Annotated in this window: 18 protein-coding genes and 1 pseudogene; 13 read left to right on the top strand and 6 right to left on the bottom strand. The window is 47.4% G+C overall.

Translation table 11 applies throughout. The features are described from left to right. Nucleotides 1–201 precede the first annotated feature (201 nt). The 4 genes and pseudogenes from ACHZCY_RS14950 (at nucleotide 202) to ACHZCY_RS14935 (ending at nucleotide 4,157) form a co-directional block, all read left to right on the top strand. Nucleotides 202–1,977 carry an SLC13 family permease gene (locus ACHZCY_RS14950; RefSeq protein ID WP_205221503.1) on the top strand — a complete coding sequence of 592 codons (1,776 nt, stop codon included), beginning with the start codon at nucleotides 202–204 and terminating at the stop codon, nucleotides 1,975–1,977. 112 nt (nucleotides 1,978–2,089) lie between these two features. Continuing rightward, nucleotides 2,090–2,653 (top strand): annotated as a pseudogene (locus ACHZCY_RS14945) (DsbA family oxidoreductase); the annotation flags it as partial. 47 nt (nucleotides 2,654–2,700) lie between these two features. Then, complete coding sequence (metC, locus tag ACHZCY_RS14940) at nucleotides 2,701–3,879, top strand: cystathionine beta-lyase (RefSeq protein WP_319549442.1); 1,179 nt, start codon at nucleotides 2,701–2,703, stop codon at nucleotides 3,877–3,879. Between the two features lie 104 nt (nucleotides 3,880–3,983). Further along, nucleotides 3,984–4,157, top strand: coding sequence for an ankyrin (locus tag ACHZCY_RS14935; protein ID WP_205221501.1), 174 nt, complete (start codon nucleotides 3,984–3,986; stop codon nucleotides 4,155–4,157). A gap of 155 nt (nucleotides 4,158–4,312) precedes the next feature. Here the strand turns inward: ACHZCY_RS14935 and gap are convergent, their stop codons facing one another. The 4 genes from gap to ACHZCY_RS14915 all read right to left on the bottom strand — a co-directional run bounded on the left by gap (nucleotide 4,313) and on the right by ACHZCY_RS14915 (nucleotide 8,601). Next, on the bottom strand, nucleotides 4,313–5,317 hold the full coding sequence (gap, locus tag ACHZCY_RS14930; protein WP_319549441.1) for a type I glyceraldehyde-3-phosphate dehydrogenase: 1,005 nt from the start codon (nucleotides 5,315–5,317) through the stop codon (nucleotides 4,313–4,315). Nucleotides 5,318–5,428: 111 nt separating this feature from the next. Next, nucleotides 5,429–6,340 (bottom strand): hypothetical protein, encoded by a 912-nt coding sequence (locus tag ACHZCY_RS14925; RefSeq protein WP_319549440.1) that lies wholly within the window; start codon nucleotides 6,338–6,340, stop codon nucleotides 5,429–5,431. After that, nucleotides 6,337–7,989 (bottom strand): glycogen synthase, encoded by a 1,653-nt coding sequence (locus ACHZCY_RS14920; RefSeq protein ID WP_319549439.1) that lies wholly within the window; start codon nucleotides 7,987–7,989, stop codon nucleotides 6,337–6,339. The genes ACHZCY_RS14925 and ACHZCY_RS14920 overlap by 4 nt, the downstream gene beginning before the upstream one ends. A gap of 84 nt (nucleotides 7,990–8,073) precedes the next feature. Beyond that, on the bottom strand, nucleotides 8,074–8,601 hold the full coding sequence (locus tag ACHZCY_RS14915; protein WP_319549438.1) for a shikimate kinase: 528 nt from the start codon (nucleotides 8,599–8,601) through the stop codon (nucleotides 8,074–8,076). A gap of 147 nt (nucleotides 8,602–8,748) precedes the next feature. On the opposite strand from ACHZCY_RS14915, the gene ACHZCY_RS14910 reads away from it, so the two are divergent. The 9 genes from ACHZCY_RS14910 to ACHZCY_RS14870 all read left to right on the top strand — a co-directional run bounded on the left by ACHZCY_RS14910 (nucleotide 8,749) and on the right by ACHZCY_RS14870 (nucleotide 13,942). Then, complete coding sequence (locus tag ACHZCY_RS14910; protein WP_319549437.1) at nucleotides 8,749–9,699, top strand: DnaJ C-terminal domain-containing protein; 951 nt, start codon at nucleotides 8,749–8,751, stop codon at nucleotides 9,697–9,699. A 1-nt stretch (nucleotide 9,700) separates the two neighbouring features. Then, nucleotides 9,701–10,006, top strand: coding sequence for a chaperone modulator CbpM (locus ACHZCY_RS14905; RefSeq protein WP_319549436.1), 306 nt, complete (start codon nucleotides 9,701–9,703; stop codon nucleotides 10,004–10,006). A gap of 73 nt (nucleotides 10,007–10,079) precedes the next feature. Further along, nucleotides 10,080–11,390 carry a DNA recombination protein RmuC gene (locus ACHZCY_RS14900; RefSeq protein WP_319549435.1) on the top strand — a complete coding sequence of 437 codons (1,311 nt, stop codon included), beginning with the start codon at nucleotides 10,080–10,082 and terminating at the stop codon, nucleotides 11,388–11,390. Next, nucleotides 11,387–11,830 carry a glycine zipper domain-containing protein gene (locus ACHZCY_RS14895; protein WP_205221494.1) on the top strand — a complete coding sequence of 148 codons (444 nt, stop codon included), beginning with the start codon at nucleotides 11,387–11,389 and terminating at the stop codon, nucleotides 11,828–11,830. The genes ACHZCY_RS14900 and ACHZCY_RS14895 overlap by 4 nt, the downstream gene beginning before the upstream one ends. A 16-nt stretch (nucleotides 11,831–11,846) precedes the next feature. Beyond that, nucleotides 11,847–12,248 (top strand): secondary thiamine-phosphate synthase enzyme YjbQ, encoded by a 402-nt coding sequence (locus ACHZCY_RS14890; RefSeq protein WP_205221493.1) that lies wholly within the window; start codon nucleotides 11,847–11,849, stop codon nucleotides 12,246–12,248. A gap of 33 nt (nucleotides 12,249–12,281) precedes the next feature. After that, complete coding sequence (locus ACHZCY_RS14885) at nucleotides 12,282–12,497, top strand: hypothetical protein (protein ID WP_205221492.1); 216 nt, start codon at nucleotides 12,282–12,284, stop codon at nucleotides 12,495–12,497. Beyond that, complete coding sequence (locus ACHZCY_RS14880) at nucleotides 12,448–12,702, top strand: hypothetical protein (RefSeq protein ID WP_319549434.1); 255 nt, start codon at nucleotides 12,448–12,450, stop codon at nucleotides 12,700–12,702. Before ACHZCY_RS14885 ends, ACHZCY_RS14880 begins: the two co-directional genes overlap by 50 nt. A gap of 107 nt (nucleotides 12,703–12,809) precedes the next feature. Continuing rightward, entirely contained in the window at nucleotides 12,810–13,550 is a 741-nt protein-coding gene (locus ACHZCY_RS14875; RefSeq protein ID WP_319549433.1) for a pseudouridine synthase, read from the top strand. Between the two features lie 107 nt (nucleotides 13,551–13,657). Beyond that, the gene (locus tag ACHZCY_RS14870) at nucleotides 13,658–13,942 is read left to right on the top strand and encodes an HU family DNA-binding protein (RefSeq protein WP_205221490.1); all 285 of its coding nucleotides are present in this window, start codon (nucleotides 13,658–13,660) and stop codon (nucleotides 13,940–13,942) included. A gap of 24 nt (nucleotides 13,943–13,966) precedes the next feature. Here ACHZCY_RS14870 and rimO read toward each other — a convergent pair whose 3' ends face one another. Together rimO and ACHZCY_RS14860 are read right to left on the bottom strand one after the other, a co-directional pair. Beyond that, on the bottom strand, nucleotides 13,967–15,316 hold the full coding sequence (rimO, locus tag ACHZCY_RS14865) for a 30S ribosomal protein S12 methylthiotransferase RimO (RefSeq protein ID WP_319549432.1): 1,350 nt from the start codon (nucleotides 15,314–15,316) through the stop codon (nucleotides 13,967–13,969). Continuing rightward, complete coding sequence (locus ACHZCY_RS14860) at nucleotides 15,313–16,038, bottom strand: nucleoside phosphorylase (RefSeq protein WP_319549431.1); 726 nt, start codon at nucleotides 16,036–16,038, stop codon at nucleotides 15,313–15,315. The genes rimO and ACHZCY_RS14860 overlap by 4 nt, the downstream gene beginning before the upstream one ends. Between the last annotated feature and the right edge of the window lie 70 nt (nucleotides 16,039–16,108).

Here is a 16,108-nt window from a genome sequence, read left to right as displayed (position 1 = left end):
GTATTCGTTGCTCACTCTTCTCATAAACGCCTCCTTGCCGGTACAACCGCATCCCCCCTGTAATTATATCTTTTTTCTTGCTCAGCACCATAAAGATAATTAATTTTATTATTTCTCTGCATAGTTACACCTCCCCTGCCACTCTACGCTCTTGCATACAGGCAGGCACCTGAGTCCTCTCCTCAACAGGAAGCAAACTGTATGGATATCTGGATCACCACCATTATTCTCCTGGCTACGCTTTACCTCCTCGTTACAGAAAAAATATCCGTCGCCCTGACTGCCATCGGCATCATCGTACTGCTGGTGGTCACCAACATCCTGTCACCCAAAGAAGCGGTGGCAGGTTTCTCCAACCCAGCCGTTATCACAGTGGGTGCGATGTTTGTGGTAAGTAAGGGTATGATGCGCACCGGCGGGGTTGAGTTTATCAGCCGAAGGGTGATCACCCTTGCTCGAGGCAGCTTCACAGTCGCCCTGGCAATTATGTTATTACTGGTCGCAGTGGCATCAGCTTTCATCAACAATACGCCGGTGGTTATCCTTTTTATCCCTGTGGTCATGACCATGTGCTGCGAATATGGCCTTAGTCCTTCCAAATTTCTGATCCCCATCTCGTACGCTTCCATCCTTGCCGGCACCTGTACCCTGATAGGTACTTCTACCAATATAATTATCAGTGATCTGAGTGCATCATATGGATACGATCCCCTGTCCATGTTTGAGCTATCCATTATCGGTGTGCCAATAGCTTTGGTAGGTATTCTATTTCTTCTTATTGCCGCTCCAAAAATACTGCCTGCACTGGCGAATCCTGTCTGCCAGCTCCAAAATGGAGAACACCGCAAATACCTTGCGGAACTGCAGGTACCAGAGAACAGCTCACTTATCGGTAGATCACCTACAGATATTTTTAGACGTAAATACCCCTCGCTCAGTGTACTGGAGCTCATTTCCCGTTCTCATATTTACCGCCCTGAACGTGACCTGAAAATCATCTCCGCTGGGGATATCATACTCGTAAAAGGTTCACTCAACGACTTGGTCGATATTCTTCACAGGGAAGAGGTAGAACTGCCGACAACGGAAAAAGGGTTGACCCTTGGGGCCCAAAAAGACGCCCCTATTGTAGTTGAGCTGATTATCCCTCCCCATTCCCCCCTCTGTAACCAACGGTTGCACAACACTGACATTGCCGGCGATTCCGAAGTACATATTATTGCAGTGAAAAGGAGTAATCTCCACATAAGTGAACATCAGATTCACGATGTGCTGCTCAAAACAGGAGATGTGCTCCTCATCTGGTGCAATGACAGCAAACTCTCCACCATCCGGAATAACACCGATTACCTCGTCATTGAGGATGTCTATGAAGAGCTTATTCATAAACGAAAAGCAGCATGGTCGATTCTTAACTTTATAGGCATGGTTGGAACGGCCACACTGGGCCTGGCAGATATCATGACCTGCGCTCTGACAGCGGCATTTTTAATGATTGTCACCGGTTGCCTGCAAATGCGAGACGCCTACAAAGCATTGCAGGGAGAAGTACTCCTCTTGATTGCAGGCACCATTGCCCTGGGGGCTGCCATGCAGAAAACCGGTACCAGCCAGCTCTATGCAGAGACTTTTTTGGGACTTTTTGCGAACTTTTCTCCGGTTGTGGTGCTTGGAGCGATTATCCTGCTCACCTCCATCAGCACCCAGATTCTCAGTAATAATGCGACTGCTGTTTTGCTCTTACCCATAGCCATTTCTACCGCTATAGGTATCGAAGTTGATCCAAAACCATTTATCATCGGCGTCTGTTTTGGGGCAAGTGCCTGCTTTGCAACTCCTGTCGGTTACCAAACCAACTTGCTTGTCTACGGCCCAGGCGGTTATAGTTTCAAGGATTATCTGAAGCTTGGCATCCCCCTCAATATATTTGTAGTCATGGCAGGTATGTGCACAATTCCAATTTTCTGGCCCTTTTAAAATATGACACGATGCATTGAACCCTGATACACCAATCGCCAACACAAAAGAGCACCTGTCTATGTTACCTATACTGACTATCTTTTCAGACTACGTCTGACCCTGGTGTTATTTCATTACCGGGTGTATTGAAAAACTGACCAAAGAACATGCGGTCCAAGCCCGTTGGCGTGCCTTCCCCCTCCATCCAGGCACACCGACAGAGGGCATGTCCCTTGAGCAGCTGTTTGCCGGTTCCAGTGCGGCAATCAGAGCAATGGTTCAACAGCAGCGCCGGACAGCAGACCAACTCGGCCTTCCTTTTGGGAACCGAACAATGACGTATAACAGCCGACTGGCTCAAGAAACAGGATTATGGGCCGAAGAGAACGGCAGGGGTAAGCCCTTTCACAAGGCTGCTTTTCTTGCCTATTTCAAAGACGGCCGGAACCTGGCACTGCCCGATGTTCTCCTCAAGCTTGCAACCGCTAGTGGACTGCCTGCTCGAGATGCCGCGGAAATTATACGCACCAGAAAGTATGCCGAAGCTGTTGAGAATGACTGGCAGAAATCAAGATCGCTCGGTATAACGGCTGTGCCGACGATACTCTTCGCAGGGCAGCGCCTTACCGGCTATCAAAGCTATGAGCGCTTTGAGCACTTTTTACGCTCTGCAGGAGCAATGAAAATCAAGTAAAAAACACCAAAATCTGTCAACGAACTTGCCACAGGCCTCTACACATAATGACCGAAAAATTACATCTAGCCACTCAACTGATACACGAAGAACAACGCTTTGATACAGTGGGTGGCAAAACAATCAAGACCATCAATCCCGCCATGTATACGGGATCAACTGTTCTGTTTGACAATTGCGAAGACCTGCGCCTGGCCAATGCAGGGGAGTACCCAGGCATCGTCTATGGTACCGACCGATTGCCGCCGCAACGATCCTTTGAAAAAAAAATGGAGGAACTGGAAGGGAGTGCCCTGACCAGGGCCTTTCCATCCGGCATCAGCGCTATCATCAATACCCTGCTTACCTTTACTTCCAGCGGAGATCATGTCCTTATCTGCGACAATGTGTATGGACCGACAGCCGCTTTCTGCAGCAAAATCCTTAGCAAATACGATGTTGCGATTGATTTTCTTCCACCTGACATCGGTAGCGATATCGTGCAGTACCTCCAACCCAATACCCGACTCATTTACCTCGAATCGCCGGGTTCAAACACCTTTGAGCTTCAGGACATCCCAGCTATCACCAAACAAGCCACCAAAAGAGACATCATAACGGTGGTGGACAATACCTGGGCCACCCCGCTTTTCCTTAACCCTTTTGCTCTTGGCGTGGATATCATCATTCAATCCGTAACCAAATACATCAGCGGTCATTCTGATGTCTTGTTGGGTACAGTGAGCGTCAACCAACGCTATGCTGAAGAATTTGACAATTTTTATCAGGTGATGGAAACATTTGCTCCGCCCCAGGATTGCTACCTGGCCCTGCGAGGGTTAAAAACCCTGCCTGTTCGCCTGGCATATCACCAGCAGGCCGCATTGGAGGTAGCCCAGTGGCTTGAGCAACAACCTTCCGTTGAAAGGGTGCTCCATCCGGCATTGCCCAGTCATCCGCAGCATCATCTGTGGCAAAGAGATTTTAGCGGATCGTCGGGCCTGTTTGCGTTCCTGGTTCATAAAAAATGGGAGGGCCCTCTGCTGCCTCAATTTGTTGACAACCTTGACTTATTTGGCATTGGTTACAGCTGGGGAGGCTATAAAAGCCTGGTTACCATTGGCAGCAGCAATCGTCGCAAACAAGGCAACTATGCAAACCGTACTATTATCCGTCTTAATATCGGACTTGAAGATCCTGGAGATTTAATCAATGACCTGAAAAAAGGATTCATGGTTTTTCAGTAAGTATGTTATAGAGATATGTGCTGAACGCTTTTCTTTTTCAGATTATTGATTTATAGTGTTGCATACTACAAAGCTTTGTTTTTCAATTCATTAAGGAGGAAACAATGTCAGAGGAAACCAAGAAATCTGTATGCCCTACCTGCCAGGGAAAAGGTGTAATTGATGGCGTATGTGAAACCAGCGGAGAATGGCAAGGAAATGACGCCGAAGATGGTCAGGTATGCACCCCTGATCAGAAATGTCCTACCTGCAATGGAACAGGGTATGTAGAAGACTAACTGTCTTATTGTACTGCTCTTGCCTGGTCGCGTTAAGCATGGCGCTCCGGGCAGGAAACAACAGACCGGATTACCAAGTACTTTTACAGCACAGGCAATCCGGTTTTTTTTATTTTTCCCACCCGTATTTTATTGCTCCCCCTGACCAATCAAAATTAAATAATTTTTGATTGCTCCATATGCAGCACCAGATCCAACATGCGGTTGGAATATCCCCACTCATTATCATACCAGCTCATTATCTTTACACTCCTCCCCAGTACCCGGGTACACAGACCATCCACTATTGAAGAATGGGGATCACCTTGAAAGTCTATGGACACCAGCGGCTCCTCTGTATAACGCAGGTACCTGTTTGCCGCACTTTCCAGGGCATTATTGACTTCGGGTGCTGTTACTTCGCGCTCCACTTCAATAACGACATCCACAAGTGACACATCCGGGGTGGGAACCCTGACTGCTAGCCCGTCAAATTTATTTTTCAGCTCGGGAATAACCAGTGAAACCGCTGCTGCTGCCCCTGTTTTGGTCGGCACCATAGACATGGCAGCTGCCCGTGCCCGTCGAAGATCTGAATGGGGAAAATCCAGCAATCGCTGATCTCCTGTGTAGGCATGTACAGTTGTCATCAGGCCGCGTTGAATACCGAAATTATCCAAAACAACCTGGGCTACGGGAGCCAGGCAGTTAGTGGTACAGGACGCATTTGATACCACATGGTGCAAGGTGGCATCGTATTCGTCTTCATTCACTCCCATAACAATGGTTTTGACCTTTCCTTTTGCAGGGGCGGAAATAATAACTTTGGACGCCCCGCCATCAATGTGGGGGGCTGCAGAGTCGTGATCACGAAACAGTCCGGTACACTCGAGAACATATTCAGCTCCATACTCGCCCCATGGAATATCTTTAGGAGATCGGTGCCCGGTCACGGGAATAGTACGCCCATCAACCACAATACTGTTTTCAGCTGCTTCAACCTCTTTGTCGTACACACCCATGATAGAATCATACTTTATGAGGTGTGCCAGGGTCTTTACATCGGTTAAATCATTAATACCGACAACCTCAATATCGGCAAATGATGCATCTTTACTGAGCGCTCGAAAAATATTACGCCCGATCCGGCCAAACCCATTAATCCCGATCTTAATGCTCATCTCTTTCTCCTTTGTATCCAAGCAACACTCTGCTTATTATCCGGCATAAAAAGCTACCGTCGCACATCCTGCATTCATAAAAATCGATAAAAAATTACATTTACCTGACTACTATGCTGTCTTGCCGAACTGCCCTTCCATATCACTTGTTATCGCTTCAAGCTGTATCAATTTAATGACAGCTTCTTGGCATTGTTTATCAATCTGTAAAGCACGCCTGAACATTGCCTGCGAGTGATGATACCATTGACTCCTAAAATAGCTGTTACCGGCAATGCAGTAACCATGTGGTGCATTACCGTAAAACATATCATCAAAAATAGACTCCAGAGATTCTCCCCATATCTCGCCGACAACCTCCTCTTTCTCAACAAGCAGCCTCACAACGAGTTCATTCTCTGCAAATGACGACATCATAAGCCGTAAAAGGTAAATTGCCCTGCCAAAGGTCAGGGCAATACGCTCCACCTGCTGCTCGGTATCGACAGCTATCCTTTTGAATACTTCATGGGTATCGATCACCTGCGACACCGAGAAAGGGCGAGCGCCATACGCCATATTCTCCGAGCCTGTATCCTGGTCAACAGGAAAAACAGACGGTCCGTAATTGTTGAGTAAATAAAGATTCTCCTTGAGTTTCATAGCTTCATGAAAAAGGGAGCCTATAAGCCAGTCAACCAGCGAACCAAGGACATTTTTTTGCCGCTCACTCTCCGGCCAAACAGTATGGCAGAGATCTTTGAGCCGCCACAAAAGCCCTCTGCTGGTTTCCGCCCCCAGCATTGCGGTAAGCTGTTCAAGAAGACGAGTTCGAAGGGCAATTGTTGCTGCCTGCAATAGATCCTTTGCCTCCAACATTGCAAAATGGTAGCTGTGGCAAAAATCCTGATAAAGACCATGATACATTTCATATGCCTGAAAAAAATCACTGACAACCTGACGGATAAAAAACTTGCGACGATTTTCCAACCACGGTGTCCGCAATTGAGATGCTGAGGATTCTGCGGCATATTGCAGGTTCATTGTCCGGCCCCGATTGTTAATTCTTGTGCCTGTTCATAGAGTACAATATATTCACTCATTACATGGCGCCATGTATGACAGTTCATAATATTCTTCACGGCTGCCTGTTGCATGTGTCGATGTTGTTCTGGTTGGTCATAGATCGTAAGTGCCCTCTCCATGGCACCCATCACCCCCTGACAGCTATTTTCCTGATAGGCAAAACCGGTTTCACCGTCGAGCACCTTCACCAACCCTCCTACATGATGAACAATGGGCAAGTTCCCCAGCAGTTGAGCGATATAATCAGTTAATCCGCACGGCTCGTACAAGGATGGAATAAGAAAAAAATCTCCGGCAGCATAGACTCTATTAGCCAGAGCCGAGTCAAACCCTTTTAAAAAACAAAACCGGCCTGTTACCCCTGAATGCTCCGCCTGCAACTGCAGTTCATCTTCTACCCAGCTTTCACCAGAGCCAAGAATAAGCAACTGCATATCATCTCTTTCAGCAAAAAACTGCTGAATACATTCCAAGACAATATCGATACCTTTCTGCCCGGTCAGCCGTCCAATAAAGGTGAAAAGGGGAACCTCGGACACAGGTGCAAGGTAACCAAATTGCTCTACATATTCCCATTGCCTCTGCTGCCCGATGTGTGACAACAGATCGTTTTTACAGGCCAACTTTCCCTGAAGCTCGCCCCGAAGCACATCAAAGGGGGCTGCTAACCCGAGCTCTCCGGGAGAAAGGGGGTCAAAGTTTGCAGGATCTATTCCGTTGGTGATCCCTCGCAACTCGATGCTTCTTGCTTTCAATGCATGACCAAGCCACCCAGTACGTGCATCTTCTGCCGTTTGCTGAAGTTCTCGCCCGTAATTTTCACTGACGGTATTCAGCACAGCATAGTCGGCAGCCGCTAAAAAGGGATCAAAGCTGTTGCCGAGCAGATTCTCCCAAATAATGCTTTCCGGTAGCCCGGTTACAGCCTTGGCAAAATTGAGGTCATCTATCTCCTGATGGTAACCAGTCCCTGCATTATGCACAGTTACCACCGCTCCCGTATGGCGAAAAAAATGCCTGTAACCACTGTTTTCCCGCATCATAGCGGGAAGAACGGCAGCGTGTCCGTCCTGACAATGGATGACCCATGGAGCATCGTTGCCTAGAATCATCATCTCCAAGGCAACCTTCTGGAGCAGTATATTCATAGCAAAATAATCGTAATGCCCGCTCCCCTGTTTCTTCCAGGATGCCTCCTGTTCTTCTTCACTGGTGTATGTATAGACTCCCAGTTTTTTCCCAAAACGTTCTGCCTCAACCAGATAGACGATCACCCCATTTATTGTCTGCGACCAAATGGCCACCGTCTCGCGACGTTCCTGCTCAGGATAATTCATGTCCACAGTAAAACAGCCCGCAAACTGCTGGTCACCAATAACGCCTGTTGCGGTTCCCGAAATAGCAAGCGGGCTAAATCCAAGCTGTTTGGGATCCATGAAACCATATCTGGGCAAGATCACCCTAACCGAAGCTCCCCCCTCTCCAGCCAACGATTCTGCTAGCTGACGGCAAACGTCCTTAACACCGCCGGCACCGGCAAGGCCCTCATATTCACGACTCACCATCCAAATCGTGGCATTACTCCGTACGTTTTGTTTAGTCTTCACAGGAGTTCTCGATCAAGTGTTGGTTACCATCTACTTTCATTGCTGGATAACCGTTGAAAATAAAAGCGAAAAAGCCACAAAAAGTCATGCAGAGACCTTAACCAGAGCGGAGAGTATTTGCTCCACAAGCTGCTTTGGCGCCCCGGTTGCGGTATCAACTGCCATGTCAGAGCCGGATGCATATAAAGGAGAACGCCGGGCAAGAATCTCTTCTATTTCATCCTCTAAATTTTGCGAGGTCAAGGCAGGACGTTGCGTACTGGTCTTATCATCTGCTGCCATACGGCTGAGGATGGTCTTTTTATCTGCCTGCAGCCAAATGATAAAGTAATGTGCTCGCAAAAGTTGCCAGATATCCTCATGCTCAATTGCTCCGCCGCCAACAGCAAGCACTATCTTTTGTTGCCCTGCCATTTCCTGCAACAGGGCACGTTCAAGCATCCTAAAGCCCTGCCATCCCCGCTCTGCAACAATTTCTTCCACCGATTGCTTCGTGCGACGACAGAGCTCATGGTCAGTATCGACAAAGCGATACCCAAGTCGTTCTGCGAGGAGCCGGCCGATCAACGACTTACCAGTGGCACGAAATCCGGTCAATAGGATACTTTGCATTATTTTTTCCATAATCACTTTCAGCATAAAGGAAAGCAGAGAGAGTCATCAACAGCAAAATGCCGCTATTTTTTTCTTTTCTTTTTTCAAGGGTGCTCTTAGTGTATTGTTAACTGAGATTTTTTCAAGATTCAAATAAGATAGCCTATGGAATACAAAGATTACTATCAGATACTGAACGTCTCTCGCGATGCTACTCAGGAGCAAATCAAGCAGGCATACAGGAAAGGTGCGCGAAAATTCCATCCTGATGTCAACAAGTCGCCTGAAGCCGAAAAAAAATTCAAAGAAATCGGCGAGGCATATGAGGTGCTTAAAGATCCTGAAAAACGAACAGCCTACGACAAATTCGGCAGTCACTGGCAAAACGGACAGGACTTTGAACCGCCCCCTCACTGGGATGCAGGCTTCCAATTTGGTGGTACGGGATATACAGGGGCCGACCCTACAGGGTTCAGTGATTTTTTTGAGACCCTGTTTGGCCGTGCTCAATTTGATGGCAGGCAACGACATCACACAACCTTCCGCATGAAAGGGGAGGATCAGCATGCCAAAGTTATGCTCAACCTCCGAGATGCCTTTCATGGGACCAAGCAGACCCTGACGCTGAACAGACCAGTTGTTGATAACCAAGGCCACGTCATAACAACCCCGCACACCCTTCATGTCGCTATCCCCAAAGGTATCATTGAGGGACAGCGAATCCGGCTTGAAGGCCAAGGTCTCCCAGGAGTTGGAGGCAGTCCAGCAGGCGATCTTTACCTTGATATTGCCTTTCAGGAAGACGACCTTTTTCACGCAGAGAAACGAGATATTCACATGACGCTGCCCATTACTCCCTGGGAAGCCGCCCTGGGTGCATCGGTGACAGTGCCTACCCTTGCCGGCAATGTAACCCTCAAGATTCCAAAAGGTTCACAGGGCGGAAAAAAATTACGCCTCAAAGGAAAAGGATTGTGCACTGAACGCCAAAAAGGTGATCAAATAGTTACCTTGAGAGTGGTGGTACCGGAAGCAGTAACAGATGAGCAAAAACAACTCTATACGACCATGGCCAAACTCATGCCCGTAAATCCTCGTCAAAAAATGGGGGCCTGACATGGGAGATACTCAATATTTACAAGGCACCGTGCTCAACGAAGAAATAGAATGCTCCCTGGCGGAAATCTGTCGTTTATGCGGAGTAACGGCAGAACAGATTCATGAAATGGTAGAGGAGGGGGTTATCTCACCCCAAGGTTTGTCCCCCAGGAAATGGCATTTTACAACCATTGAAATCATGCGGGTGCAGACTGCAGTGCGACTGCAAAAAGACTTGCAAATCAACCTGCCGGGATGCGCATTGGTACTTGATTTGATTGAAGAGCTTGAAGAACTGCGTCTACTTAAGCGCAGGCTTACGTGATAGTATCTGACAGCCCTGTATTTCGCCGGTGACCCACATTCAATATTTTTTCCAACAGCTAGACCCTGTTGCCATGAGCATAGGCTTGGGATGCGGCCTACTCCTCACCCCCTTTCTGGTATTACTGCTTGTAGGGAGAATACGCAGACAACTCCTGGTCACTCAGATACGGTTTGACAGGCTCTCTCAGGACACGGAACAACAACAGCTACTCATCGACAGATTACGTCAGGAGCGTGATATCCTTCGTCAGGAGCACGAAACACTTGGTCGTGACAATGCAGGACTTCGGGCTAGGTGTTCCGGTATGGCAAATCAGCTTGAAGAACGTGAACTGTTGCTGGCAGCAACGCAGAGGCAGGTTGAACAAAGGTTTGAGCTCCTGGCCAGTGAAATCCTGACCGAAAAGAGTTCACTCATAAATCATCAGCACGAATCAACACTCAAGCTGCTCCTCTCTCCTTTTCACAAGCAGCTCCAGGAGTTCCAGCATAAAGTTGATGATGTATATGACCGTGAGACACGGGACAGGGTAGCCATCACCACCGAAATACAGCACCTCCGCCAACTCAACGAACGTCTCAGTAACGATGCCGTTAACCTGACCGAGGCGCTCCAGGGAAAAAATAAGCTACAGGGCCAATGGGGTGAAATGGTCCTGGAAAAAATACTAGAAGAATCAGGCCTGCGCAAGGGCGTGGAGTATACAACCCAAGTCAGTTTGCATACCGAATCAGGATCAAAACGCCAACCGGATGTGATTGTCCACCTCCCTGGAAAACGAGACGTTATCATTGATGCCAAGGTCTCTTTAAAGGCCTTTACCCAAGCACATAGCGAAAACGATGAAAAGCGACGCCGAAAATACGAATTAAGGCACCTTGATTCCGTTAAACGCCACGTTACATCGCTCTCATCTAAACAATACCACCAACTTAAAGGTGTCAGCAGTATGGATTTCGTGCTGCTTTTCATCCCGATTGAAACCGCATTTCAAAAGACACTGGAAAACGATCCGGAAATCCTTTCCCGATCAATGCGCAAACAGGTTGTCTTATGCAGCCCCTCAACCTTACTGGCTATACTGCGGACCATACAACACCTATGGCGCCTGGATGAACAAAACCGAAACGGTTTAATCATTGCCAAACAGGCTGGGAATCTTTATGATAAATTTGTAGGCTTTATTGAAACCTTTGAAGAAATAGGGACACGTTTACACCAGTCGCAGCAGGCTTGGCATCTGGCTAAAAAAAGACTGAGCAGCGGCAACGGCAACCTGATAAAAAGAGCTGAGTACCTCAAGGAACTGGGTGTACAAACTGATAGAGAATTAACAGAAGCTCTCAAACAGACAACACGTTCACAAGGAGAAATAATATGAGAAATATGACAATTACCGCAATTATCCTGCTGGCACTGGTATCGGGTTGTGCAAATATGAACAAGGCCCAAACCGGCGCTGTCGGTGGTGCGGCCGGAGGCGCCCTCATCGGGCAGATGATCGGCCATAACACCGAGGCTACCTTAATTGGTGCTGCTGTGGGAACCATGCTCGGCTATATCGTTGGTAATGAAATGGACAAATACGACAAACAGCAGTTAAACCATGTCTACGAACGCGGAGTTTCCAATCAACGTTCATCTTGGGTTAACCCTGACAGCGGCAACCAGTATGCCGTCACGCCACAGCCTGCGTTCCAGAACCCGACGACTAACCAAGTCTGCAGAAAAGCGGAAATAAATGCAATTATTGACGGGAAAAGCCAAAAGACCTACACCACAGCCTGTCGTGATGCCAACGGCCAGTGGCAGTTACAATAACAACGAGTCACACCGCATGTTATCCGGAAAATTTGGTGTGGCAACACGCTCACCCATGGAACTTATCGATGTGACCAGGCGGTTGCAGGACATCGTAACAGAACAAAGCATTACCCAAGGTTTATGTACTGTCTTTAATCCACACACAACCGCCGGAGTCACTATCAATGAAGGGGCTGATCCTGACGTGCAGGACGATATCATTGGCGCCATGCGTCGGATTGTTCCCCTTGATTATCCATATAAACACAGGGAGGGAAATTCACCCTCCCATGTTATGGCAACCCTGACAGGCAGTTCCGTCACCATCTTCATTGCTCAGGGGCAGCTGCAACTCGGCACCTGGCAACGCATTTTTTTCTGTGAATTCGATGGGCCTCGTCAGCGTAAACTCACTTGGCAGATTCTGCCTGGCTGATACAGCCGTTTCTTTTATCTTCAAGGGTATTCCATGCTGTTTGGCCTTAACCGTGCTACAGATGAAAAATCTCTCCAGGAATTATTGGAACATTTTTCAAAACGAAAACTCACCGATGTACTTGTACCTCGCATGACCGATGATGAAATTAACCAACTCGTCGAACAGCTCATGGGGATAATGCGCAATCATCTTTCCGATGAAGAATATCACAGCCTTTTGCTCGACGATCCCCATCATCGTCATTGATCTCCAAGCAGACATAACTCTGCCCTTGCTAATGTCCCATGCCGGAGGACAAACAGGACAACGTTTTCACGTCGGTTTGGAACCGCCTGTTGTCTTTGACTGCAGAATGAAGCCCTGGTATACGGATGTGCTTGAGGTTGATCCCGCCACAAAGGCGCTGGTTGACGAAAAAATTTCCTCTATTATACCATTACGTTACAGATAAATCGTTATTTCGGTATTATAATAACAGGTAGATACAGAAAACATTGCATCAGCCCCTGGTTAGCCTCTGCTTACATCATGGCTGTGGAAGGACAATTACATCAACGTATGGAAAGACTCCAAAAAATCATAGCTCAGGCGGGTATCGCCTCTCGAAGAGGCGCTGAAGAGCTTATCGCCAGAGGACGGGTACGGGTCAACGATCAGGTTGTAACCCACATGGGCTATAAGGTAGATCCGGAAAAAGACCGTATAACCTTTGACGGCAACCCTATCAATCTTGAAAAAAAAATCTACTTACTGCTCAATAAACCGGCAGGATATGTAACGACCCTCTCCGATCCGCAGGGACGTCCCATTGTCACAGACTTGCTTCCTGAAATTAATGCGCGACTCTTTCCCGTCGGTCGCCTTGACCTGGACACTGAGGGCGCCCTGTTGATGACCAATGACGGCACCCTTGGCAACTACGTCCTTCACCCACGTTATGAAATTAACAAAACATATGAGGCAACGGTCAAAGGCATGCCATCTGTGGCCGGCATGCAGCGTTTGGCAAAGGGTATACTCATTGATGGGCAGAAAACCTATCCGGCACAATTACGATTTTTAGTAAAATCCCGTTCACGATCCAAAATAGAGATTATAATTCATGAAGGGAAAAAACGGCAAGTTCGTAAAATGTTTCAAGCAATCGGCCATCCAGTCCTGCATTTGAAACGAACCGCCTACGGAAATCTTCAATTAGGAACACTTTCCAGTGGAAAATATCGTACTTTGACAAAAAATGATCTAAAAAAGCTATTTTTAGGAAAAATTCCCTTTACAATCAAAAACATACCTGCTTAAGTTTTTATAGCTTTCTAATAGTAGTTCCTGTTTTACATTTTTCTCCCAAACATTTGAGTAGGGAGGCTTTTATCCAGATACGTTACCGACGGACAGGGGAGACAGAAATGAATAAATCCGAACTGATCGAAGCATTGGCAGAAGAAATGGATATTCCAATTCGCGAAGCTGCTTCCATTACCAACACTATAATTGATACCATGAGTGATGCTCTTGCCCGTGGTGAGTCCATAGAAATTCGTGGATTTGGGAGTTTTGTGGTAAAAGAGTACGAATCTTACACCGGAAGGAATCCCAAAACCGGAGAAAAAATTAAGGTCTCTCCCAAAAAATTGCCATTTTTCAAGGTTGGCAAAGATTTGAGAGAGCAGGTTAACAAACCCAAAGACTAGCCGCTACGGGCAGCATTAAACGTTCTACTCCATCGATTTAACAGGGACCACTTCCCCAACTAAGTCGTAGATGTGCGCTTCGCTGATACGTACAGGCACAATATCCCCCGGGTTTACTTGACCGCTGGTTATATACACGCAGCCGTCAATATCAGGTGCCTGAAATCTGGTGCGGCCTTCTAGCAGCAAGTCACTCTCACGGCTCACACCTTCGATTAAAACCGGTTCTATTTTGTCGACAAAGCGCTGTTGACGCTCTTTGTTTATTGTTGCCTGCAGACTCATTACCTGGGCGTATCTTTTTGCCTTTTCCTCTTCCTGGACCTTATCAGCAAAATTGGCGGCAATGCTTCCTTCTTCGTCTTGATACTGGAACACCCCTACATGGTCCAATTGCCATTTTTGCAAAGCTTGGGTTAAAATGTCCACGTCTTCCTCTGTTTCACCAGGAAAACCTACCATGATAGTAGTACGCAGGGCGCATTCAGGAACGAAAGAACGTATCCGGGAGACCAGGTCATCGAGTGTGGCCAAACCATAGCGCCTATTCATCCGTTTCAGGACCCTATCGCTCACATGCTGAAAAGGTATATCAAGATAGGGGACAATACGCGGCTGCGCCGCCATCAGCTGAAGGAGAGACGTATCAACAGATGACGGATAGAGATAAAGCAAACGAAACCACAGAATTTGCGTCTTGTTGACCAACGTCTGCAAAAGGGAGACTAAACTGGTCTCGCCATCTTTAAGGTCATCACCATACGCTGTAAGATCCTGGGCAATGAGCGTCAGCTCCTTCACTCCCTGACTGTCCAGCAATTGAGCCTCGGCAGTAAGGTCCTCAATGGTTCGACTCCTCAGCCTGCCGCGAATTGAGGGAATCATACAATAGGTACAGTGGTTATCGCACCCCTCGGTAATTTTTAAATACGCTCTGAAAAATGGAGTTGAAATCTTGCGCGGCACAGAGGCGTCCATGAGATACAAGGATTCGTCCCCCACCGCGAGCATGCTCTCCCCTTGGCGTTTATTCTCAAGAAAATTGACTATCTGGGGAAATTCATCAACTCCGAGAAATATATCTACTTCCGGTAATTCTTCAGCAAGTTGTGCCCCATACCTTTGCACCATGCACCCGGTAACCACAAGTACTACCTCTTCGTTATTTTGCTTGTACTCAGCAAGACGAAGAATCTCATCTACGGCTTCCTCAACTGCCGGCTGGATGAAACCACAGGTATTGACGAGCAGTATATCTGCCTGCTCCGGCTCCTCAACCACCTGGTATCCGGCATTTTCAAGCAGGGCAAGCATCACTTCTGTGTCCACCAGGTTCTTGGGGCAGCCCAGGCTGACAATATGTATATTTTTCATAAATCTTTCAATCCTCCTCCATCGGCTTCCCTACAGAGATCTGCCAACAATTGCTTGGTTTTTCGGCGAAATGTCTTCCTGTTAAACTGTGGTCGCCATTTTTCATGATACAGTTCATCTGAAACCAACATCACTGCAGCCAGGCTTATACCGCGAAAAGCTGAAACAGCACTTAATGCGGTATACTCCATATCGACCCCTAATACCCCTTGTTCGCCAAAATACCGCACCTTTGCTTTAGTTTCCCGATAAACAGCATCAATGGTCCACACAGGACCTTGTTTAGTGTTATACCCTGCCTGAGAAAGAGCCTTGTTAACGTTGCCCATTAATTTGACATCCGGTGCAAAATTACCGGCTCCTGGATAATGGTCACTGGTTCCTTCCTCGCTGAACCCGCTGGTGGGTAAAAACACATCGCCTGATGCTAAAAGATCACAAACAGCTCCGCACCATCCATACACAATGACATATCGGGCGCCAAGGGCAATGCATTTTTCCAGGCACATTGCTGCCATGGGAGCACCAACAGCAGGTCCAGCCAGAAAAAAACGATCAGAGGAATACAGTTTCGAATGAAAAAGAAAATGTTGCTGCAAGCCATACATTTCGGCTAGAGCAGGAAAATTGAAGGCATCTGTAGGATTAACAGCAAAAATCCCCAGAGGAGGGAGCTCAGGATCGCGTTTGTCCCGAACCGGGTTTACAATACATTGTTCCATAGGCTAAACAAACCCCAAAAAAAAAGCTGCGGCTTAATGCCGCAGCTTTTGACTACTTTTTTGCTTGATC

It is taken from the genome of Desulfogranum marinum, assembly GCF_963675105.2.
Taxonomy (GTDB): Bacteria; Desulfobacterota; Desulfobulbia; order Desulfobulbales; family Desulfobulbaceae; genus Desulfogranum; species Desulfogranum marinum.
Note: the sequence above shows the minus strand (reverse complement) of the source record. Positions and strands in the feature narration are given on the sequence as shown.